At 71.2% G+C, this 17,049-nt stretch carries 31 protein-coding genes; 21 read left to right on the top strand and 10 right to left on the bottom strand.

Annotation, left to right across the window (positions count from 1 at the left end; translation table 11 throughout):
* The first annotated feature begins 15 nt into the window (after positions 1-15).
* Both ACIQUR_RS00800 and trxA read left to right on the top strand, forming a co-directional pair.
* Complete coding sequence (locus tag ACIQUR_RS00800) at positions 16-1,455, top strand: aldehyde dehydrogenase family protein (RefSeq protein ID WP_403656386.1); 1,440 nt, start codon at positions 16-18, stop codon at positions 1,453-1,455.
* A 135-nt stretch (positions 1,456-1,590) separates the two neighbouring features.
* The gene (gene trxA / locus ACIQUR_RS00795; RefSeq protein WP_403656383.1) at positions 1,591-1,980 is read left to right on the top strand and encodes a thioredoxin; all 390 of its coding nucleotides are present in this window, start codon (positions 1,591-1,593) and stop codon (positions 1,978-1,980) included.
* A 191-nt stretch (positions 1,981-2,171) separates the two neighbouring features.
* On the opposite strand, the gene ACIQUR_RS00790 is transcribed toward trxA, so the two are convergent.
* Genes ACIQUR_RS00790 through ACIQUR_RS00780 form a run of 3 tightly spaced genes read right to left on the bottom strand, consistent with a single transcriptional unit; the run spans position 2,172 to position 4,049 of the window.
* Positions 2,172-3,044: a site-specific integrase gene (locus ACIQUR_RS00790; protein ID WP_403656380.1), complete on the bottom strand. Its 873-nt coding sequence runs from the start codon at positions 3,042-3,044 to the stop codon at positions 2,172-2,174.
* Positions 3,041-3,367 (bottom strand): hypothetical protein, encoded by a 327-nt coding sequence (locus ACIQUR_RS00785; protein WP_403656377.1) that lies wholly within the window; start codon positions 3,365-3,367, stop codon positions 3,041-3,043. Before ACIQUR_RS00785 ends, ACIQUR_RS00790 begins: the two co-directional genes overlap by 4 nt.
* A 25-nt stretch (positions 3,368-3,392) precedes the next feature.
* Positions 3,393-4,049, bottom strand: coding sequence for a helix-turn-helix domain-containing protein (locus ACIQUR_RS00780; RefSeq protein ID WP_403656374.1), 657 nt, complete (start codon positions 4,047-4,049; stop codon positions 3,393-3,395).
* Positions 4,050-4,213: 164 nt separating this feature from the next.
* On the opposite strand from ACIQUR_RS00780, the gene ACIQUR_RS00775 reads away from it, so the two are divergent.
* From ACIQUR_RS00775 to ACIQUR_RS00720, 12 genes are all read left to right on the top strand, one after another.
* Positions 4,214-4,408: a DNA-binding protein gene (locus ACIQUR_RS00775; RefSeq protein ID WP_403656371.1), complete on the top strand. Its 195-nt coding sequence runs from the start codon at positions 4,214-4,216 to the stop codon at positions 4,406-4,408.
* A 126-nt stretch (positions 4,409-4,534) separates the two neighbouring features.
* Entirely contained in the window at positions 4,535-5,212 is a 678-nt protein-coding gene (locus ACIQUR_RS00770; RefSeq protein WP_403656368.1) for a hypothetical protein, read from the top strand.
* Entirely contained in the window at positions 5,209-5,691 is a 483-nt protein-coding gene (locus ACIQUR_RS00765) for a hypothetical protein (protein ID WP_403656364.1), read from the top strand. The genes ACIQUR_RS00770 and ACIQUR_RS00765 overlap by 4 nt, the downstream gene beginning before the upstream one ends.
* Before the next feature lie 5 nt (positions 5,692-5,696).
* Positions 5,697-7,097, top strand: a complete 1,401-nt coding sequence (locus tag ACIQUR_RS00760) for an AAA family ATPase (protein WP_403657913.1) — start codon at positions 5,697-5,699, stop codon at positions 7,095-7,097.
* Positions 7,098-7,109: 12 nt separating this feature from the next.
* Positions 7,110-7,346 carry a hypothetical protein gene (locus ACIQUR_RS00755; RefSeq protein ID WP_403656361.1) on the top strand — a complete coding sequence of 79 codons (237 nt, stop codon included), beginning with the start codon at positions 7,110-7,112 and terminating at the stop codon, positions 7,344-7,346.
* A gap of 67 nt (positions 7,347-7,413) precedes the next feature.
* Positions 7,414-7,794, top strand: a complete 381-nt coding sequence (locus ACIQUR_RS00750) for a hypothetical protein (protein WP_403656358.1) — start codon at positions 7,414-7,416, stop codon at positions 7,792-7,794.
* Positions 7,736-8,239: a helix-turn-helix domain-containing protein gene (locus ACIQUR_RS00745; protein WP_403656355.1), complete on the top strand. Its 504-nt coding sequence runs from the start codon at positions 7,736-7,738 to the stop codon at positions 8,237-8,239. Before ACIQUR_RS00750 ends, ACIQUR_RS00745 begins: the two co-directional genes overlap by 59 nt.
* Positions 8,182-8,421 (top strand): hypothetical protein, encoded by a 240-nt coding sequence (locus ACIQUR_RS00740; protein ID WP_403656352.1) that lies wholly within the window; start codon positions 8,182-8,184, stop codon positions 8,419-8,421. Before ACIQUR_RS00745 ends, ACIQUR_RS00740 begins: the two co-directional genes overlap by 58 nt.
* Positions 8,418-9,191 (top strand): hypothetical protein, encoded by a 774-nt coding sequence (locus ACIQUR_RS00735; RefSeq protein ID WP_403656349.1) that lies wholly within the window; start codon positions 8,418-8,420, stop codon positions 9,189-9,191. The genes ACIQUR_RS00740 and ACIQUR_RS00735 overlap by 4 nt, the downstream gene beginning before the upstream one ends.
* Positions 9,175-9,600 carry a hypothetical protein gene (locus ACIQUR_RS00730; RefSeq protein ID WP_403656346.1) on the top strand — a complete coding sequence of 142 codons (426 nt, stop codon included), beginning with the start codon at positions 9,175-9,177 and terminating at the stop codon, positions 9,598-9,600. Before ACIQUR_RS00735 ends, ACIQUR_RS00730 begins: the two co-directional genes overlap by 17 nt.
* Positions 9,600-10,319, top strand: coding sequence for a hypothetical protein (locus tag ACIQUR_RS00725; protein WP_403656343.1), 720 nt, complete (start codon positions 9,600-9,602; stop codon positions 10,317-10,319). Before ACIQUR_RS00730 ends, ACIQUR_RS00725 begins: the two co-directional genes overlap by 1 nt.
* 70 nt (positions 10,320-10,389) lie before the next feature.
* The gene (locus tag ACIQUR_RS00720) at positions 10,390-10,641 is read left to right on the top strand and encodes a hypothetical protein (RefSeq protein WP_403656340.1); all 252 of its coding nucleotides are present in this window, start codon (positions 10,390-10,392) and stop codon (positions 10,639-10,641) included.
* A gap of 59 nt (positions 10,642-10,700) precedes the next feature.
* Here the strand turns inward: ACIQUR_RS00720 and ACIQUR_RS00715 are convergent, their stop codons facing one another.
* Positions 10,701-10,988: a hypothetical protein gene (locus ACIQUR_RS00715; RefSeq protein ID WP_403656337.1), complete on the bottom strand. Its 288-nt coding sequence runs from the start codon at positions 10,986-10,988 to the stop codon at positions 10,701-10,703.
* A gap of 552 nt (positions 10,989-11,540) precedes the next feature.
* On the opposite strand from ACIQUR_RS00715, the gene ACIQUR_RS00710 reads away from it, so the two are divergent.
* The 7 genes from ACIQUR_RS00710 (at position 11,541) to ACIQUR_RS00680 (ending at position 14,488) form a co-directional block, all read left to right on the top strand.
* Positions 11,541-11,744, top strand: a complete 204-nt coding sequence (locus ACIQUR_RS00710; protein WP_369778047.1) for a hypothetical protein — start codon at positions 11,541-11,543, stop codon at positions 11,742-11,744.
* Between the two features lie 3 nt (positions 11,745-11,747).
* Complete coding sequence (locus tag ACIQUR_RS00705; RefSeq protein WP_403656333.1) at positions 11,748-12,272, top strand: DUF6879 family protein; 525 nt, start codon at positions 11,748-11,750, stop codon at positions 12,270-12,272.
* Positions 12,269-13,111 (top strand): helix-turn-helix domain-containing protein, encoded by an 843-nt coding sequence (locus ACIQUR_RS00700; protein WP_403656330.1) that lies wholly within the window; start codon positions 12,269-12,271, stop codon positions 13,109-13,111. Before ACIQUR_RS00705 ends, ACIQUR_RS00700 begins: the two co-directional genes overlap by 4 nt.
* A 223-nt stretch (positions 13,112-13,334) precedes the next feature.
* On the top strand, positions 13,335-13,472 hold the full coding sequence (locus ACIQUR_RS00695) for a hypothetical protein (protein ID WP_403656327.1): 138 nt from the start codon (positions 13,335-13,337) through the stop codon (positions 13,470-13,472).
* Between the two features lie 23 nt (positions 13,473-13,495).
* Positions 13,496-13,726 carry a hypothetical protein gene (locus ACIQUR_RS00690; protein WP_403656324.1) on the top strand — a complete coding sequence of 77 codons (231 nt, stop codon included), beginning with the start codon at positions 13,496-13,498 and terminating at the stop codon, positions 13,724-13,726.
* Between the two features lie 4 nt (positions 13,727-13,730).
* Positions 13,731-13,889 carry a hypothetical protein gene (locus ACIQUR_RS00685; RefSeq protein WP_403656321.1) on the top strand — a complete coding sequence of 53 codons (159 nt, stop codon included), beginning with the start codon at positions 13,731-13,733 and terminating at the stop codon, positions 13,887-13,889.
* Positions 13,890-14,008: 119 nt separating this feature from the next.
* Positions 14,009-14,488: a hypothetical protein gene (locus ACIQUR_RS00680; protein ID WP_403656318.1), complete on the top strand. Its 480-nt coding sequence runs from the start codon at positions 14,009-14,011 to the stop codon at positions 14,486-14,488.
* Positions 14,489-14,830: 342 nt separating this feature from the next.
* Here ACIQUR_RS00680 and ACIQUR_RS00675 read toward each other — a convergent pair whose 3' ends face one another.
* The 6 genes from ACIQUR_RS00675 to ACIQUR_RS00650 form a co-directional block, all read right to left on the bottom strand.
* Complete coding sequence (locus tag ACIQUR_RS00675) at positions 14,831-15,154, bottom strand: hypothetical protein (protein WP_403656315.1); 324 nt, start codon at positions 15,152-15,154, stop codon at positions 14,831-14,833.
* Between the two features lie 74 nt (positions 15,155-15,228).
* A complete protein-coding gene (locus ACIQUR_RS00670) occupies positions 15,229-15,744 on the bottom strand; it encodes a hypothetical protein (protein WP_403656312.1) in 516 nt (171 codons plus the stop codon).
* Between the two features lie 10 nt (positions 15,745-15,754).
* On the bottom strand, positions 15,755-15,913 hold the full coding sequence (locus tag ACIQUR_RS00665) for a hypothetical protein (protein WP_403656309.1): 159 nt from the start codon (positions 15,911-15,913) through the stop codon (positions 15,755-15,757).
* Entirely contained in the window at positions 15,913-16,281 is a 369-nt protein-coding gene (locus ACIQUR_RS00660; RefSeq protein WP_403656306.1) for a helix-turn-helix domain-containing protein, read from the bottom strand. The genes ACIQUR_RS00665 and ACIQUR_RS00660 overlap by 1 nt, the downstream gene beginning before the upstream one ends.
* The gene (locus ACIQUR_RS00655) at positions 16,278-16,640 is read right to left on the bottom strand and encodes a DUF6907 domain-containing protein (protein ID WP_403656303.1); all 363 of its coding nucleotides are present in this window, start codon (positions 16,638-16,640) and stop codon (positions 16,278-16,280) included. Before ACIQUR_RS00655 ends, ACIQUR_RS00660 begins: the two co-directional genes overlap by 4 nt.
* Complete coding sequence (locus ACIQUR_RS00650; RefSeq protein ID WP_403656300.1) at positions 16,637-16,909, bottom strand: hypothetical protein; 273 nt, start codon at positions 16,907-16,909, stop codon at positions 16,637-16,639. The genes ACIQUR_RS00655 and ACIQUR_RS00650 overlap by 4 nt, the downstream gene beginning before the upstream one ends.
* Positions 16,910-17,049 lie beyond the last annotated feature (140 nt).

Raw genomic sequence — 17,049 nt, 5'->3', positions numbered from 1 at the left:
CCGAAAGGCGCCGTCATGCCGCTGCTCGACCCCGCCACCTGGCAGTCCGCCGCTCCGCTCACGGGCGGCACCGCCCCGGTCGTCGAGCCCGCCACCGGCGACACCCTGGCCACCGTCGAACTCGCCGCCCCCGCCGACGTGTCCGCCGCGGCAGGCCGCGCCGCCGCAGCGCAGCGCGCGTGGGGCCGGGCCCCGTACACCGAGCGGGCGGCCGTGCTGCGCCGGGCCGGCGACCTGCTCACCGAGCACGCGGCCGAGCTGCGCACCTGGATCGTGCGGGAGACCGGCTCCATACCGGGCAAGGCCGACTTCGAGCTGGCCACCGCCGCCCAGGAGTGCTACGAGGCGGCCGCCCTGGCCTCCCGTCCCGGCGGCCAGGTGCTGCCGTCCGCCGAGCCCCGGCTCTCGTACACGCGGCGGGTGCCCGCCGGGGTGGTCGGGGTGATCGCCCCGTTCAACGTGCCGCTGGTGCTGGCCGTCCGCTCGGTGGCGCCGGCGCTGGCGCTGGGCAACGCGGTGCTGCTCAAGCCGGACGCGCGGACCGCCGTCTCCGGCGGCCTGGCCCTGGCGGCCGTGCTCGCCGCGGCCGGCCTGCCCGAGGGGCTGCTGCACGTGCTGCCCGGCGGGCGGGACACGGGGGCGGCGCTGGTGTCCGAACCCCGGGTGCGGGTGGTGTCGTTCACCGGTTCCACCGAGTCCGGGCGGGCGGTCGGTGCGGCCGCCGGGCGGGAACTCAAGCGCGCGCACCTGGAGTTGGGCGGCAACTCGGCCCTCGTCGTGCTGGCGGACGCGGACGTCGAGGCCGCCGTGGGCCAGGCGGCCTGGGGTTCCTTCTTCCACCAGGGCCAGATCTGCATGACCGCGGGACGCCACCTGGTCCACGAGTCGCTGTACGCGGAGTACGTCGAGCGGCTCGCCGAGCGGGCCGAGTCGCTGGCCGTCGGCGACCCGCACCGCGAGCAGGTCCACCTCGGGCCGCTGATCGACCGCGGCCAGCTCGACCGGGTGCACGCGCTGGTCGAGGCGAGCGCCGCCCAGGGCGCCAAGCTGGTCGCGGGCGGCACGTACTGGGGGCTGTTCTACCGGCCGACCGTGCTGGCGGGCGTCACCGACGACACCCCCGCCTACCGCGAGGAGGTGTTCGGGCCGGTCGCACCCGTACGGTCCTTCGCGACCCTGGACGAGGCGGCGGAGCTGGCCTCGGCGGGCCCGTACGGGCTGTCGCTGGGCATCGTCACACGTGACATCGCACTCGGTCTGGAGCTGGCCGACCGCATCCCCACCGGCATCGCGCACGTCAACGACCAGACGGTGAACGACGAGGCCGTCGCGCCCTTCGGCGGTGTCGGCGCCTCCGGCACCGGGGCCCGCTTCGGCGGCGAGGCCAACCTGGACGCCTTCACGGAACTGCGCTGGACCACGATGAGGCGCGAGCCGGCCGGGTACCCGTTCTGAGGAGAGCTCCGTACGGGGCGTGCCGGGCGACCCCCGGGACGAACCGGAATACCCGGCACCCGCCAGTGGTTGACGGGGACGCCTGAGCAGGGCCCCGGAACGGGGCCCGCGGTTGACGAAAGCAGGGACGACGCGATGGCCACCGTAGAGCTGACCAAGGACAACTTCGACCAGGTCGTGAGTGAGAACGACTTCGTCCTGATCGATTTCTGGGCGTCCTGGTGCGGCCCGTGCCGGCAGTTCGCCCCCGTGTACGAGCGGGCCTCCGAGACCCACTCCGACCTCCTCTTCGGCAAGGTCGACACCGAGGCCCAGCAGGAGCTGGCCGCGGCCTTCGGGATCTCCTCCATCCCGACCCTCATGATCGTCCGGGACCGCGTGGCGATCTTCGCCCAGCCCGGCGCGCTCCCCGAGGCGGCCCTGGAGGACGTGATCGGCCAGGCCCGCGCCCTGGACATGGACGAGGTCCGCAAGAAGATCGAGGCGGAGCAGGCGGGCGCGGGCGGCGGCACCACCGAGGCCTGACCCCGCCCGCCGAGACCCGACCCCGCCCCGCGCCCCGCCGCGGCCCCCGGCGGCGGCGCGTTGTGCCCCCGCCGGCCGGCCCCGGCCGCCAGACTGACCGTATGACCGAAGCTGTGTTCTACGGCGTCCGGCTGCTTCCCTGGTCAGGGGCTGTTTGTTGCTCCGCTGGAAAGCGGAAGTCTCACAAAATCTCACACAGAGGGGTCGGAGGCGTCGCCTCCGACCCCCAGCAGTGCGTTCAGATGCACGACCGCCGACCGCATGTCGGCCGCCGTCGGGTGCACGTAGACGCGCTTCGTGAAGTTCGCGTTCGTGTGGCCGGCCCACGCGGCGAGGATCGTGTCCGGCACCCCGTTCACGGCCAGGAACGTCAGGCAGGAGTGCCGCGCGTCGTACAGCCGCACCTTGCGCAGGTCGAGACCCGTCATGAGGTGGTACGCGTGCTCGCGCAACAGCCGGCCGTTCATGGGCTGGCCGAGCGAGTCCACGAACACGTACGGGCTCGCCGTGTAGGCCTCGCCCGCCGTAGCGGCTTCAGCGGCCTGGAGCACCTTGAAGCTCAGCAGGGCCAGGCGGACCGGGTCCGGCAACGGGAGCGTGCGTTCCCCGGCTTCGCTCTTCGTGTCCTTCTCGACGACCCGGGTGTTCCCGATCAGGGTCCGGGTGTTGGTGATGCTGAGCGTGCCCTCTTCGAAGTCGACGTCGTCCCACCGCAGCCCCGAGACCTCGGCCGGCCGCAGGCCCATAAGGCTGAGTAGGAGCGGGCCGAAGAGCCGGTCGTCGCGAATGCCGAGGATGAACTCCTTGACCTCGACGACGTTCCACGGCTTCTCGCGGGGGCTGTCCCGCTTCTCGGCCTTGCGGGCCTTCCGTGGGATGGTGATGTGCTCGGCGACGTTCCGGCCGACGAGCCGCCGCCGCACCGCGAGGTTGAGCGCCGAGCGCAGGCGACCAAGGACCCCGCTCGCCGTGACGGTCCGCAGGCCAGTGCCCGGCTTCCCGCCGCGGCGTCGCGCGCTGACGAGCAGCCACGCGACGAGCGACTCGACGTCGTCCTCGGTCACTCCTGGAGACGCCTGTGGCCCAGGTAAGCGTGCACGTGGATGAGCGAGTTCCTGTATCCGACGATGGAGGTCTCTTCAAGATCGTCGGCCTTGCTCGCGATGAACAAGTCGAGCATCTCTGACACGGTGACCTTGCTCGGCATGACCAGCTGGCCGGTGCTCCGCTGGTGTTGTAGCCGCGCGAGTTCGTCGCGTGCTTCCTTCGCGGTGTCCTTCGTGACGGTGAGCTGCTTGCGCCGGCCGTTCTCGTCGGTGCCGACGTCGATGACGAACCGGTACCGCGTCTTGCCGCTCTTCAGCGTGACTTTCTTGATCTCCGCCACGCCACCCCTCCCCTCGTGTGACTGGCTAGCTTTCGGGGCTAGCTGGACTGTCCAACCGCATCCACTTCACGAGGGCGGCGGTCAGCTGGCGCGTGATGTGCCCTTGCTTGGCTTGGCGTTCTCCTACGGGGAGCTGCCCAAGAGCCGAAACGCGACGGTCGCGCTCCTCCGTCAGGCTGCCGGACCACATCTGCTCGGCGGCCGCGACGACATCCCGGACGTGGACGCCGTGACGCTCGGCGAAGGCGCGGTCGGCCTCGACTGGGATGTCTCGCCCCTGCCATCGGAAATGGTCGAGGGCCGCCTTGACGTTCTCGGTGCCCATGACCGTGAGGCTGGCGTCCTCCGCTGACAGCCACGCTCTCAGCTCGGCTCGCGTGGCTTGCGCCCAGGATTGCGGGAACTCCGACCGTGGGGTGATCATCACGTTGCCCTCGCCAGCGAAGAAGTCGCGAAGCTGAACGCCGAGGGCTTGCGCGAGCACGACGAGACTGCCGAGGTCTACCGTCTCGCGCCGTTCGCTCTCCAGATCGGAGATCTGGGTGCGCTTCCACTTCAGGCCAGCCCGCATCAGCTCAGCGGCCAGAGCCCCCTGCGTGATGTGACGCTCCTGCCGTAGGGCCTTCAGGTTCTCCCCCACGACCTTCCCCACCGTGGGAGGTACTTCCGAGTCTTCTGCCATGCCCCGAGCCTGCCACATCGCTTGCGTAATGACAACGCACCGGCTTGGCTTTTCGTCTGCCGGTTGACTCGACATTCCATATGGTGCACCCTGCTTCCAGATCGTCTGCGCGATGAGCCGGACATCGAAAATGTGGAATGATCACGCAATCGAAAGGGTGTCTGATGTCCCCGACGCTCGACGAACTGCGCACATGGCCCGCCACGGTCGACGTGAACCGTGCCGCGATGGCCCTGGGGATCTCGCGCAGTCAGCTCTACGCCCTGATCAAGCGGAACGAGGCGCCCGTGCGCGTCCTCGACTTCGGGTCGAAGCGAGTCGTTACGGCCTCGCTGGTGCGGCTGCTCGAAGCCGCTTGAGAACGGCCCCCAGCAGGTGCGCTAACACCGGTCGCTGGGGGCCCGAAGCACTGCCGTCCTGTCCGGAACAGCCAGACGGCCGCGCGGGAGTCGCAATCCCATGTGCGCGGCCGTGAAGGAGCTTCGATGAACAACGCTACCTCTTCCCTGCCCGTCCTCGCGAGGACGGAACTCGACATCTTCGACGCTGACCAGCGCCGCCGACTCCCCGCCTGCGAGGCCATCGCCCGCATGGCTACGGCCCCCGTCTCGATCGGGGAGCACACGTTCACCGCGGACGCCGTGGACCGGGTCCGCCACCGCGCCGACGAACTGGCCGCCGGCACCCCGGCGCTCACCCCGAGGGCCGCCCGCGTCCTCGCGGGCATCGAGGACGCCAAGCAGGGACAGCCCAGCAACGTCTGCACCTTCTGGGACACCGTCGCCCGCCAGATCCGCAAGGCCGGAGACTCCGCCGCCGTCCTCGACCGCGTCACCACGCTCCTCTCCGGCGCCGAGGAGCCGCCTGCCGCAGAGCCCTGCGCTCGCTTCGGCTGGTGCGCAGAACGGGGCGCCCACAAGGAGCACCGTTCCGCATACGTCGAGGCCGCGGACCAGCTCGGCCTGGAGGGACCGAGCAGCTGTTCCCCGCTGTACGCGGCGATCTTTGCGTACGAGGAGCTGAACGGCGGTGCACCGGTGATCGGGTTCCTGGACCTCGACCTCACCCCCGCCGAAGCCCGCGGCAAGGTCGCCAAGCTGCGCGCCCACCTCGACGCGGTCGAGGCCCTGATCGACACCGCCGAGACCTCGGCCATCCGGTGACCAGCCGCTCCGAGGACCGCCCCCGCCCGGTGTCGGCCGGGCGGGCGCGGGCCCTCCGCGTCGTACCCGACAACATCACTCCCGGACAGGCCACCGCCCTCCGTGCCGAGGCGCAGATCGCAGCGCTCCGGGTCACCACCTGGCCGCCCTACGGCTCCGCCGCCTGGCTCCAGATGGCCCCGGAGGACCCGCGCACCTACGCGGCCACCCTCGAAGCTGCCGAGCAGTTTCGACGGCAGGACGTAGACCCCGATCTTCCGCCGGCCGAGTGGTGCGCTGCGGTCTACGCCGACGCTCGGGCCCTCGCCGCCCGCGTCGTCGCCGCCACCAGCCGCGTACGGACCGCCCGCGAGATCCGGGACGCCCGCGCCCGGCCGCGGCCCGCTCACGTCCTCAAGGCCACCCCGGGGTGGCCGCCGATCGCGATCCCGGGCCAGCCCGGCCGCTACCTCGTCCATGGCCAGGAGGCCACCGAGTGACCACCATGCACGGCCCCGTTGGCCTGCCGCCGGAGCACATCCGCGCGGCGGGCCTCCAGGGCGTTTCCAGGCAAGCCCATGACCTCGCGCCCCTGTGGCTCCCCAGCGAGCCCACCGCAGCGCTGCCAGCGGGGGAGCTGTGGGTGCCGGAGCCGCGGGGCGAGCTGACCTCAGAAGAGCACTTCGAGCAGCGCGTGGTCGCCATGGCTGGTGAACTCCTCGACACCGAGGGGCTGGACAAGATCCGCCCTCTGCAACCCCTCGTCGGGGACCTCCTCCACCTGAACACGCTTGCTCGGGTGATCGGCCCGTCCGGGACCTTCAAGTCGTTCGTGATGATCGACATGTGCGGGCACGTCGGCACCGGCCTCCACTGGCACGGCCAATACGTGCGCCAAGGGCTGGTCGTCTACCTCGTCGCCGAGGGCGCCGAGGGCATCCGCAAGCGCGTCCGGGCGTGGGAGCAACACCACGGCGTACGCATGGACAACGTGCGCTTCCTACCCCGCCCAGTACAGGCCATGGACCCTGAGTGGGATGTCCTCACCGAGCTGATGCGCCGCATGGAGCCCGTCCTGATCGTGGTAGACACCCAGGCTCGCGTCACGGTCGGCATCGAGGAGAACTCCAACACCGAGATGGGCCGTGTTGTCGCCCGACTTGACCGGCTCCGCGACGTCACCGGCGCCTGCGTCACGCTCGTCCACCACACCGGACACCTCGGCGAACACGGCCGCGGCGCCTCCGCCGTCAAAGGAGCCCTCCAATCCGAACTGAAGATCAACCGCAAGGGCGACCGGTTGAGCAACTTCGTGCTGAGTGTCCAGAGCGGCAAGCAGAAGGACGAGGAGGAGGGCGACGCCCACACGTTCGGACTCCAGAAGATCTCCATCGACGGGGAGTTCAAGCCCGACGGCCGGCCGGTCACCTCGCTGGTGCTGGTCTCCCTGGGCGCCGTTCCCGACAGGGAGCCGGTGAGGGGGTCCGTCGACTGGATCATCCGAGAGCTGGACCGTGCTGGCGTGCCCACATCGTACGGCCGGGACCGGCTCCGCAGCGAGTGCACGCGGCTGGAGATCGAGGCCGGGACCACGAAGCTGGAGGAGGTCGCCCGCGTCCGAAAGGCACGCACGCAGAACCTGCCCCCCAGCCTGCCCCCGCCCATGCTGGACGACGGCAGCCAACCTGCCCCCAAGGCCGGGGCAGCTAGCGGCATTGCCGCAGGTAGGACCCGCCCCGCAGGTCCGAAGGCAGGCGTAAGGCAGGAGCTGTCCAACCTGCCTGCCCCCTCCCTCTCTCTAAGGAGGGGGCAGGTGGGGCACCCGGGTCCGGTCTGCGTCACGTGTGGCGACGAACTCGACGCCGAATGGGCCCGCCAGGGCCACGACCGACACGTCATGTGCTGAAGCGGAGAACCCATGCAGCCCCACCGCACCACCTACGCCGCAGGACCCACCGAGCTGATCAACCGCATCACCGCCAACTACCGCTGCGGCCACTGCAACAGCGACACCGAAGCCTGGACCGATCAGCACGGCAATCCCCACCTGACCATCCACCACGACGACGGATGCCCCGTCCTCGCCGGCACCCTCCCCGCCATCCCCGACACGCTCCGCGCCGCTGGCATCCCCGACGCCTTCCGGGCCCGCTGACCGCCGCGCATCCGGTTCCTAGCCCCTCGCGCACATCGCGCGCGTACATGTACGAGAGGACACCGCCATGCCCGACACCCCCGCCAAGCGCGGCCCGTACCCCGGCCGCGCCGAACTCGACACCGCGAACGCCCGCTTCCGCCGTGCCGTGACCCGCCTCCTGAAGGAGGCCGTCCGGCACGACCCCGAGCTGATGCCTTCCCTGTCGGAGATCGTCACCGAGGCGGCGCAGCACCTCGACCGGCTCGCCGGCGCGGCCGAGGTGGCGGAGGGCCGCAGCGTCCGGAACCGTCGCGAGCTGGCCGCCGCTGAGGACAAGATGCGTCGCGTACTCCGGCCGCAGGCCCGCCGCGGTGATCAGCGAGCACTTGCTCTGCTGGCCCGCCTGGATGAGCGGCAGCGGCGCCGCGAGCAGCAGCACGGGCAGCACGGTGACGGCGCCGCGTAACGAGCCACTGGCCGGCCTGCTCCGCCCGGACGGGGCGGTCCTCGTCCCGGCGGCCGTTGCCGGGGAGGTGCTCCGGGCGCTGGTGCGGGACCTCACCGCCCGCGTGCGAGCCGACGGCGGCGAGGTCTCCCCGGGGGTCCGCCTCCTCCTCTACGCCCTGCACGCGGCGAACGAGCAGCACGGCCGGCAGGCCGGTTCCGGCAACGGAACCCCCGAGCAGGCCCCTGCCACGGTGGAGGTGACCGCGCAGCAGGCCGCTGAACTCCTGGAGTGCAGCGCCGAGTACGCGCGGCGCCTGGCCCGGCTGGGCCGGCTGCATGCCCGCCGTGTCGGCCCGGTCTGGCTCGTAGATGCCGCGTCACTGGACGCCTACCGAAAGGGCAAGCCATGGACCCCAGCACGAACGAACGTCCCAGCCTCGGCGAAGCCGTCGGCGCTCACCTGAAGGCCGACCAGGACAGGGCCGCCGCACGGCCGGCCGACGCGAGCTTCCTGGCCCGCCTCGACGCGGACGCCGCGCTGTACGGAACCCCTGCCTACGACGCGTTCCCGCCCGCGTACCGCGACCGACTCGCAGCCCGGGCCCTGGAAACCGCCCGCACCGCACAGCAGGAGCCGACGTCATGACCAACCCCGACACCCTCACCCCCGCAAGGGCGCTGGCCGACCTGGAGCAGGCCCGTACCGAGACCGGCGAGGCCCGAGCCCTGGCCGAGGCCCTGGCCGAGCGAATTCGCGGCGGAGACGCTACGGTCACCCCCGCCCAGCTCGCCGAAGCCCGCCAGCTGGCCGAGTTCGCCGACCTGAGGGTCACTGCGGCACAGCGGAAGGCCGAGGAAGCCGCAGAGGCGGACCGCCAGGCCCGAGCCCGCCACCTCGCCGCCCAAGCCCGACAGGTCGCCGACCAGGATGACCCCGAGACCCTCGCCTCCGCCGTGCGGACGCTGGCCGAGGCTGTTGCCGGCCTGGTCGCCGTGGCCCTGCCCCGTAACGACCGCATCCGCAGCATCGGCAACGCCGTCCGCGACCTGGACCACGAACTGACCGTGGCCGGAGCATCGCGGCCCCTGTCGTCCTACGGCATCGTCCGGCATCCCGAAGGCATCATCGTGAACAGTCCCCCCACGCGCGTGGTGTACCTCTCGGCGGCCGAGCTGGTCGCCGCTGCCGTACGCCTCGGTACCGGCCTGCGGGACGTCACGGAAGCAGACGTCATGGAGGCGTTCAACCACCCCGACGCCACCCTCGCCCGGGTCCTCAAGGCCGTGCCGGCCCTCGCCGACGAGTGGCGCCACAGTGACGAGGAGTGGGCGGCCATGGACCGCAAGGAGCAGAGCCGCGCCGTCGCCACCCGCCGCGCCCCGCTCGGAGCATCCATCCATGAGCCCGCGCTCTGACGCACCGCACACCCCGCCCGCGGTCATCGCTGCTGGCGGGGTGTTCCTGCCCGCGGAGGTCTGCCACCCCCTCTGGCTGGCCCTGCGCACACACCTCGCCGGCCGCCGCGCGGACGGCGGGCAGATCCGGCCCGAGATCGCCGCCGCCCTGGACGCGCTCCGAGCCGCCGGCCTCGACCACCTCACCCGCGAGACCGCGAACGGACATCCCAACCGGACATCGGCGGACACCGACGGATCCTCGACACGTGACCTGGTCACCACCGCGGAGCTATCCGGCCGCCTCGGGGTGACCGGACGACATGCCCGACGGCTCGCCACCGCCGAGGACGTACGGCCCGCCGCCCGTGGGCTGTGGCACCCCGACGACGCCGAGCACCTCGTCCGCACCTACCGGAAGGCCGCCTGATGGCACCCGAGCCGATGCCCACGCACGACCAGGACCCCGACATCAAAGCCGCGCGCGAAGCGCAGGCTCAGTACCTGGAAGCCCTCCAGACGGCGCGCGCCGACTACCGCCTGTCCGACCTTGCCAAGGCCGAGGCCGTGGACGCCGCGTACACGACGTACCGCACCGCCCTCCAAGGCGCATGGGACCGCATCCAGGGCCGCCGCAAGGCGCGCTTGGAGCACCTGGAGAACCTCGTACCGATCGGCCCCGGGATCCCCGCCGACGCCACGCCCGCAGACTGCGCCGTTCTCATGACCGCCTTCCGCGCCGCCCTGGAGCGCGCCGAGGCACTCGACCGGGCCGGCCGCGCGAAGATGCTCCACGACGCCGAGCGCTGGGACGACGACGCTGCCCGCCGCGGCGCCCTCACTGCCATCGTGGACGCCTCCGACTGGCACACGATCAAGGCATGGGCGCAACAGCACCTGACCACCGCCGGCTACGTCGAGGAGGTCGTCGCTCTCCGTTCGGCACTAACCGGAACCTCGAGTGAGACGACCGCCCGTTTCGCCGTCCGCGAGTGCTCCCCCGTCCGCCCGCCAGCCGAAGTGGTCGAGCTGCCCCGGCTGCTGGCCATGCGGGGCGCCGCTCAGACCGCGGGACAGCGTTCTTCCGCTGCCTCACAGGCGTATGCGGCCTCGCACTCGCGCTTCCCCCGGCCCGGCCGCCTCGCCTGAGCATCGGGACATTCGAAGTGCCTGTCGGAATCCTCGGCGAATCCTTGGCGGGGGGCCTAGCATCCTCGCCATGAGCGAGTCATTCGAAGTGCTTGAGCAGCAGTACAAGGACGCCACGAATCGCGTCAGCAAGGCTTACACGGACCTGCGAGAAGTAGTCGGCGATCCGAAGCCGCTTGGCGCGGGTGAACCGCCGGTCATAACGAAGGAAGAACGCGACGCGTACAACGCGGTCCACCAGGCGCTGGCCGTCTACGTCCCGCTTCGAGACCGTTATTGGGCGACTCGGTGGGGCAGGGAAGGTAACCCACCTAAGCAGTAAGGCGTGTGCCCCCGTGCCGGGCCCCTCACCCTAGGGACCGGGCACGGCTACGACAGCGGTCAGAACGGCGCGTCGCCGTTCCCCTCGATGGTGATTTGGAAGGTTCCGGGCGGTGACCCCAGCCAGTCACGGATGTTGGGGCGGATGAACGCCCCCTCGTGCTCGCCGATGCGGATCCGTCCGGCAGGCAGGTTGGTCATTTCGGCTGGCTGGCTGATGTTTGGGACGGACAGAGTCCCCGCCCACGAAGTTCGGAGGCCTGCTGACATACCCTGGAGGTTCGCGGTGACCTGGAACTCCCGGCCTTCGTCCGTTATCAGTATGGCTGGACCGCGGTAGCTGCTCATGCCCAGGAAGGGTAGTCAGTCACCTAGCCTCCGCACAGCTGGTCGGCGTTGCAGTCGACGTAGACGCTCTACGATCCGGCCATGACTGGAATACCTGCGCGCGTGCACCTCATATCGGCCATCCTCGGTGGAGTCGTCGGGTCCCTGCTGACGATGGCGGGCGCTGTCTCCCTGCTCGACGGCAAACGGGAGGTAGGGCCCGCTGGCGAGCGGGGAGCGCAGGGGCCCGCTGGCCCGCAAGGCCCGGCCGGCCCGGCCATCAGCGAGGCCGATGTCCGCCAGACGGTGCCCACCCTCGTGGGGAGCTACGTGATCGAGGGCCCTCTCGGTTGCCCAAAGGGATCACTTCCGAGTCGGACGGTCAAAGTTCCTGGCGATGGCTTCACGGTCGGCGAGACTCTGACGCTCTGCTATTTCAGCCCGGGTCCCGGGCGTTAGCGACTGCGCGCGGCTGGCCGTGCCTGCTTGCCGCGCAATCTTGCGCAACCAGCACCCGGGCAACAATGTTTCGCCGCATGCTGGGTTCCCCGACCAGTCTGAACGGAGCCAGTCATGACCCTGCGGTTCATCGGCACCACCTCGGAGTACGGCAACTGCCCCACCCTCTACGAGGTCGTCGAGACCGGCGACATCGTCGTCCAGGGTGACCAGCTCACTGACCCCGAGCACCTGGCCCAGCTGCGCGACGTCGGTGAACACGAGACGTTCGTGGTCATCCCGCGTGAGCTGCTGACGCGGTTCGCGCCGAAGGAGTAACCCGTGCTCGTCCCCTTCGAGGACATCACCCACCTGTTCGCCGAGTTCGAGCACACCGCCTTCCGGCTGGAGACGCGCCGCGGGTATGCCTCCGACCGGGCCGGCGCCCGCTTCCAGGCCTTCACCCGCGGCACCGACCCGGCCCCGGAGCCGGACAACCCGTGGCACGTCAACGTCCGCCGCAAGGCAGAGCAGGGCGCCCAGTTCTCCCGGGTGCGCATCATCGACCAGCCGCCCACGGACGGGCAGCGCTTCCTCATGGCCGCGGCCGCCGCGAACCCCGGCGAGGACATCCGCGTCCTTGCCCGCGCCGAGGCCGAGCGACTGGAGCTGCCGGCCTACGACTTCTGGCTCTTCGACTCCAGGACCCTCGTCCGCTTCGACATCGACCACACCGACACCACCATCGGCGTGGAAGTCGTCACGGACCCTGCCGAGGTGCTTGCCGCATGCCGGGCCCGGGATCGCGCCTGGCCCGCCGCCACACCTTCAGCCGAGGTGTGGGCGCAGGTACGTTCGTCCGCGTGACCACGGACTTCCAGAACGCCCGGGTGGCCCTCGGCGCGCGCCTGCGGGAACTGCGTGCCGAGGCCGGCCTGAACGGGAAGGACTTCGCTACCCGGATTGGCTGGCAGCGCTCGAAGGTGTCCCGGCTGGAGAACGGCAAGCAGACCGCCACCGAGGCCGACACCGACGCGTGGGCCGCGGCCGCCGGCGTACCCGAGCAGGCTCCCGACCTCCGGAGCCGCCTGCGCGGCCTGGAGTCGCAACAGCGCTCCTGGCGCCGCCAACTGGCGGCCGGGCACCGGCCAGTCCAGGACCGGTACGTCGTCGAGTACCAGCAGACCGCGACGATGCGCGGCTACGAAGCCACGGTCATCCCGGGCCTCTTCCAGACCCCCGACTACGCTCGGTACCTGATCGACGCGAACACGACGCTCATGCAGTCCCCACGGGACACCGAGGCGGCCGTGGCCGCCCGAATGCGCCGCCAAGAGGTCCTGTACGAGCCGGGCAAGCTGTTCCGGGTCCTGCTGTGGGAAGCCGCGCTGCACGTCCTCGTGTGCCCGCGCGAGGTCATGGCCGGGCAGCTGGACCGCCTCGTCGGGCTGATCGGAATGAGCACGGTGGAACTCGGCATCGTGCCGCTCGGCGCCCCGCTACCTCTCACCCCGAAGCACGGGTTCTGGATCTTCGACGAGCAACGCGTCATCGTGGAGACCGTCAACACCGAGCTGTCGTACGACTCCGCCGACGACCTCGCGCTGTACACGCGCGTATGGGACGGACTCCACTCGGCCGCCGTCCACGGGCCCCAAGCCCACCGGCTCATCGCCCGCGCCAGGCACGCGATCACGCCCGCGTGAGCAACCCGCCCCAACCCGTCGAAGAGCCCGAGCAATCGCGCGCAATCCGCCGTACCGGCCTGCGCCCGCCTTCCTACGGTGCTCGGCATGGCGAGAGGCACAGGGGCTGTCCCCAACGCCGACACGCTCGCCTCACCATGGCAGACGACGGTAGGGAGCACCGAGGATGGCCGCCGATGCGCTGACCTTTAACCACGTTGACCACCCGCTCCTGAAGCGGCGTGTGGTGGACACCCGCTCGCTCCGCGAGGGCATCCTCGCGGCCGTCCTGGTCGAGAACGGCAAGCGGGTGGCGTACATCCGCGGCGACGATCACCGCGAGTTCGACACCGCGATCGACGCCGTGCGGGCCGCCCAGTGAGCGGGTGGCGGAGCCTGGCCCAGATGAAGGCCGAGGCAGTGAACCTTCATGTGACGGGCCTCGGCCTGGAGGTCCGCCCGTCGCTGGCCCACCCCGGAGGCGTCTGCCGCGCCACGACCCTGCCGTGCCCGGTCTGCCGCCGGCCGGGCAGACTCGAACAGCGGTGGGGCTCCAACCTCGTCTACTGCACCCCGTGCCAGCACGGGTTCGGCATCCAGCACGACCCGGTGAGCTGCTGGCAGCAGGTCCGGTAGAGCCATGCGCATCTGCTGCTACTGCCAGCGCACGATCCGCGGCGAGGCCCGCGTGAGCACCCCGCAGTCCGCGTCCGGCGCCCGCCCGGACGTGTACGCCCACCCCAAGGGCGACCCGAGGTGCCGGCCGATCACCAGTCAGGACCCGGCAGGCATCCACTGATCTCCGGCTCTCCCGTGACGCCGACCGGGAGAGCCGGGCGACACCCCGCTCCGGCCGCGCATCTGCCAGGACCACGACCGGAGCGGGCCACACCACCAGCACCAACTACTGGAGGACCGATGGCAACTCCCACTATCCCGGAAACGTCCGCCCGGCAGCTGCTCTCTGACGAGGGCTTCGACCGAGTCGTCCACCTCGTGATGCGCGACAACGACGGCGTTGATGAACCGGTGGCGGTGCGGATCGTGGACGAGGCGCTCAAGTTCGTCGCGGCCGCCGCGACGACGACGGGTCGGCACCTGCGCCCCTCCAAGACGGTTGACATGGGCTGGCACGCGCTCATCCTCCACACCGCGATGTACCGCTCGCTGTGCGCGTCGCTCGGCCGGTTCGTGGACCACCGGCCCGAGGGGCCGGAGACGCTCCGCCGCGACGCTGACACGCTCGACCTCACCATGGACGCCATCCGCGACGCCGGTTACGAGCCGGACGCCTACCTGTGGGGGCCACTGGCCGACGCCGAGATCCACGCGGGCGACTGCATGCACAGCGAGTGCACCGAGGGCGGATCGGCCTGCACTGCGCCGCCGGCCGCGTAGAACGCTGCCGTGCCCGACTCCGCTTCGCTACAGTCGACTGCATTCCGTGAGGGAGGACGTTGCGGTGAGCAATCCCGGAAAGAGCTGGGTCGACCCGCGGCTGAGTGCCGTCGTAGCGAGCTGGGCCACGACCCGAGTTGAGCGACGCCGCGGGAGGAGGCCCCGCCGGGTCTGTCCGCACGGGCTCGGCGTGACCCTCATGGTCGACCCGGTGAACCGCACGCCCCTGAACGTCGCGTGCGGAGCGTGCAGCCCGTCTGACGGCTGAGCAGTGAAGCCCCAACGGCTCCCGACGCGTACAACCCGCGCCGGGAGCCGTTGTGCAACTCGATGCAATGCCGGTCAAGCGCCGGGCTGGGACACCTCCTCGCTCACCGGGTGGTAGGTGCACATGACCCCTTCTAGGGAGCGCACCACTCTCGCGATCTCGCCCGTCTCACCTGCGAATTCGTCGCCAAGAGGGGCGGCCGCTTCCGGTGGGGGAGTGGCGGACGAATCGGACAGCTGCCAAGCGGCCAGGCACCACACGACCGGCACGGCGTAGATCAGGTGAGGGCCACGCTCCAGCACCTTGCCGGCGAAGGCGAGGACCGGCACCGGCACGGCCAGGCGCACCAGGAGCGCGCCCGTGGTGTGGACGTCGAACCAGCGGGAGGGCAGTCCCACCAGCAGGCCGGTCCCATGAGCGAGGCGCCGCCCCGCGTCCGCCCGAGCGTCCTTCCTCGCCTGGCGGGCCGCGGTCACAGCAGGCCCGCCACGTAGTCGCCGGCGGTGGAGACGACCGGCGAGAGGACGTACCCGGCGGCCCCGGCGACACCCGAGGCCAGGCCGAGGCTGATCCCGGACAGCAGCGCCCGGACCACCATCCAGTTGATGCCGCGCCGCTTGGTCCACAAAGCGATCAGAGCCACGGTGGCGATGATGACGACCGCGTGCCCGCCGTCCGACAACACGAGGTGCGAGGACCGGGTGACGGTGGGAGTGCCGCCGCCGACACCGTAGGCGAGAGCGGCGTCCCCGATGGCCGAGGAGCCCCACAGGCTCCAGTCGGCCCCGGCACCGAGGAGTCCGCCGGCCGACAGCACCAGCAGCATGCCGTACAGCCAGACGATCAGGAACGGTGCCAGCTTCAGCAGCTGCTTGGGCTTGCCGGCGCTCTTCAGGCCCGGCCACCAGCGGGTGACCTCCCAGGCGAGCAGGGACAGGCCGACCGTGACGCCGCCGAGCGAGACGATCCCGTACGTGGGGAAGTTCATGAGGGGGTCCTCACGGGAGGAGAGCCGCGCCGAGCGCGGCGAGCAGGACGATGAAGGCGCACGTGCCGACGGCAGGCGCGGCGTAGAGGCCGCGGCCGCGGGGCGGACCCGCGAGGACCAACCCCGCGAACCCGCCAACCGTCGCAGCGGCGAACAGAGCGGTGACCATCAGGCGGTGGCGGACGGGTAGTAGTCCGCGAACCGCGCGGCGTGCGCCAGCAGCTCTTCGCCCGCGGCGCGCAGCTCGGCGCACCAGCGCTGCGCCGTCGCGTCGTCAGCGATCGTGTACGCCGGTTGAGCGGCGGCAACCGCCTGAACTGCGTCGCCAGCCTGGCGCACCGCCGCTTCCGACTGCGCCACCCGGGCCGCCCGTCGCTCCGCCGGCGTCTGCGGTGGAGCGCCCGGCCTGACGAGGTCCCGGCGGACGGTGTCCTTCGACACGCCGAGCTGCGCCGCGATCTGGCGCGTGGATGCGCCACCCTGCGCCAGGCGGCGCACCTTGGCGCACCGGTTGGCGATCTCCGCTGGCGTGGTCACTGGCCACCGCCGGAAAGCAGGACGGACAGCTCATCCGCGAGGGTCCGCAGGCGATGCGCCTGGACCGCGTACGCGGCGGCGAGCTGCCGCAGGCCGTCCGGGTCGAGGGTCCGGGCGAAGTCCTGCTGCTCGACGTACAGCGCCGTAGGGCGGCGCCAGGCCGGCCCGAAGGGGTCGGCGGACAGCATCGCCACCAGCAGAGGGGTCCCACCGAAGGCGAACCGGTGCTCGGGGCCAGTGTGGGCGATGTCGGCGCGGCACTCGGGGGTGGTGTGCGGCTCGACGCACCAGGCCGGGCACGTGAGGGTGACCGGGCCATGGTCGAGGGTCGCCACCACGACGGTGCGGGGAGCGGTCATCCCTCACCGCCGGCGGCGAGGCGGAGGAGACGGGCGTACTGGCCCCGGCTGGCTCCGTCCGGGACGTCGGGCGCGTGCTTCAGAAGGCTGGCCTCCGCGACGTCGGCCCGGTGCGTCTGGCCGTGTCGGCGGACAGCGAAGGTGAGGGCGAGCGCATCGAGGACGCTGCGGCGCATCGGCTCGGTCGGCCGCTCGGCGCTCAGGCGGGCCGCGAGGGCGAGGAGAAGGACGCGGGTGTCCGCGTCGGGCAGACGTGTAGCTTCAGGCATGGGTCTGGACTCCTTGACACAGAAGGATCTGGATCAAGGCCCCGGCGGGTGATGGCGTCACCACGCCGGGGCCGCCCGCGTCTCACGCATGTCTCACAGACCACACGTAAGGTGACGGGCTATGAGCCCCTGACCGGGAT

The organism is Streptomyces sp. NPDC101132 (assembly GCF_044759225.1).
Lineage (GTDB): Bacteria > Actinomycetota > Actinomycetes > Streptomycetales > Streptomycetaceae > Streptomyces.
Note: the sequence above shows the minus strand (reverse complement) of the source record. Positions and strands in the feature narration are given on the sequence as shown.

Bases quoted from the DNA above. Each gene is read 5' to 3' on its own strand.
- ACIQUR_RS00750 (WP_403656358.1), top strand. From the start codon at position 7,414: ATGCCCGACACCCCCGCCAAGCGCGGCCCGTACCCCGGCCGCGCCGAA.
- ACIQUR_RS00800 (WP_403656386.1), top strand. From the start codon at position 16: ATGCCGCTGCTCGACCCCGCCACCTGGCAGTCCGCCGCTCCGCTCACG.
- ACIQUR_RS00710 (WP_369778047.1), top strand. From the start codon at position 11,541: ATGACCCTGCGGTTCATCGGCACCACCTCGGAGTACGGCAACTGCCCC.
- ACIQUR_RS00680 (WP_403656318.1), top strand. From the start codon at position 14,009: ATGGCAACTCCCACTATCCCGGAAACGTCCGCCCGGCAGCTGCTCTCT.
- ACIQUR_RS00740 (WP_403656352.1), top strand. From the start codon at position 8,182: ATGGACCCCAGCACGAACGAACGTCCCAGCCTCGGCGAAGCCGTCGGC.
- ACIQUR_RS00715 (WP_403656337.1), bottom strand. From the start codon at position 10,988: ATGAGCAGCTACCGCGGTCCAGCCATACTGATAACGGACGAAGGCCGG.
- ACIQUR_RS00780 (WP_403656374.1), bottom strand. From the start codon at position 4,049: ATGGCAGAAGACTCGGAAGTACCTCCCACGGTGGGGAAGGTCGTGGGG.
- ACIQUR_RS00665 (WP_403656309.1), bottom strand. From the start codon at position 15,913: ATGGTCACCGCTCTGTTCGCCGCTGCGACGGTTGGCGGGTTCGCGGGG.
- ACIQUR_RS00760 (WP_403657913.1), top strand. From the start codon at position 5,697: ATGCACGGCCCCGTTGGCCTGCCGCCGGAGCACATCCGCGCGGCGGGC.
- ACIQUR_RS00755 (WP_403656361.1), top strand. From the start codon at position 7,110: ATGCAGCCCCACCGCACCACCTACGCCGCAGGACCCACCGAGCTGATC.
- ACIQUR_RS00770 (WP_403656368.1), top strand. From the start codon at position 4,535: ATGAACAACGCTACCTCTTCCCTGCCCGTCCTCGCGAGGACGGAACTC.
- ACIQUR_RS00735 (WP_403656349.1), top strand. From the start codon at position 8,418: ATGACCAACCCCGACACCCTCACCCCCGCAAGGGCGCTGGCCGACCTG.
- ACIQUR_RS00685 (WP_403656321.1), top strand. From the start codon at position 13,731: ATGCGCATCTGCTGCTACTGCCAGCGCACGATCCGCGGCGAGGCCCGC.
- ACIQUR_RS00725 (WP_403656343.1), top strand. From the start codon at position 9,600: ATGGCACCCGAGCCGATGCCCACGCACGACCAGGACCCCGACATCAAA.
- ACIQUR_RS00775 (WP_403656371.1), top strand. From the start codon at position 4,214: ATGTCCCCGACGCTCGACGAACTGCGCACATGGCCCGCCACGGTCGAC.
- trxA (WP_403656383.1), top strand. From the start codon at position 1,591: ATGGCCACCGTAGAGCTGACCAAGGACAACTTCGACCAGGTCGTGAGT.
- ACIQUR_RS00720 (WP_403656340.1), top strand. From the start codon at position 10,390: ATGAGCGAGTCATTCGAAGTGCTTGAGCAGCAGTACAAGGACGCCACG.
- ACIQUR_RS00730 (WP_403656346.1), top strand. From the start codon at position 9,175: ATGAGCCCGCGCTCTGACGCACCGCACACCCCGCCCGCGGTCATCGCT.
- ACIQUR_RS00650 (WP_403656300.1), bottom strand. From the start codon at position 16,909: ATGCCTGAAGCTACACGTCTGCCCGACGCGGACACCCGCGTCCTTCTC.
- ACIQUR_RS00690 (WP_403656324.1), top strand. From the start codon at position 13,496: ATGAAGGCCGAGGCAGTGAACCTTCATGTGACGGGCCTCGGCCTGGAG.
- ACIQUR_RS00655 (WP_403656303.1), bottom strand. From the start codon at position 16,640: ATGACCGCTCCCCGCACCGTCGTGGTGGCGACCCTCGACCATGGCCCG.
- ACIQUR_RS00670 (WP_403656312.1), bottom strand. From the start codon at position 15,744: ATGAACTTCCCCACGTACGGGATCGTCTCGCTCGGCGGCGTCACGGTC.
- ACIQUR_RS00745 (WP_403656355.1), top strand. From the start codon at position 7,736: ATGAGCGGCAGCGGCGCCGCGAGCAGCAGCACGGGCAGCACGGTGACG.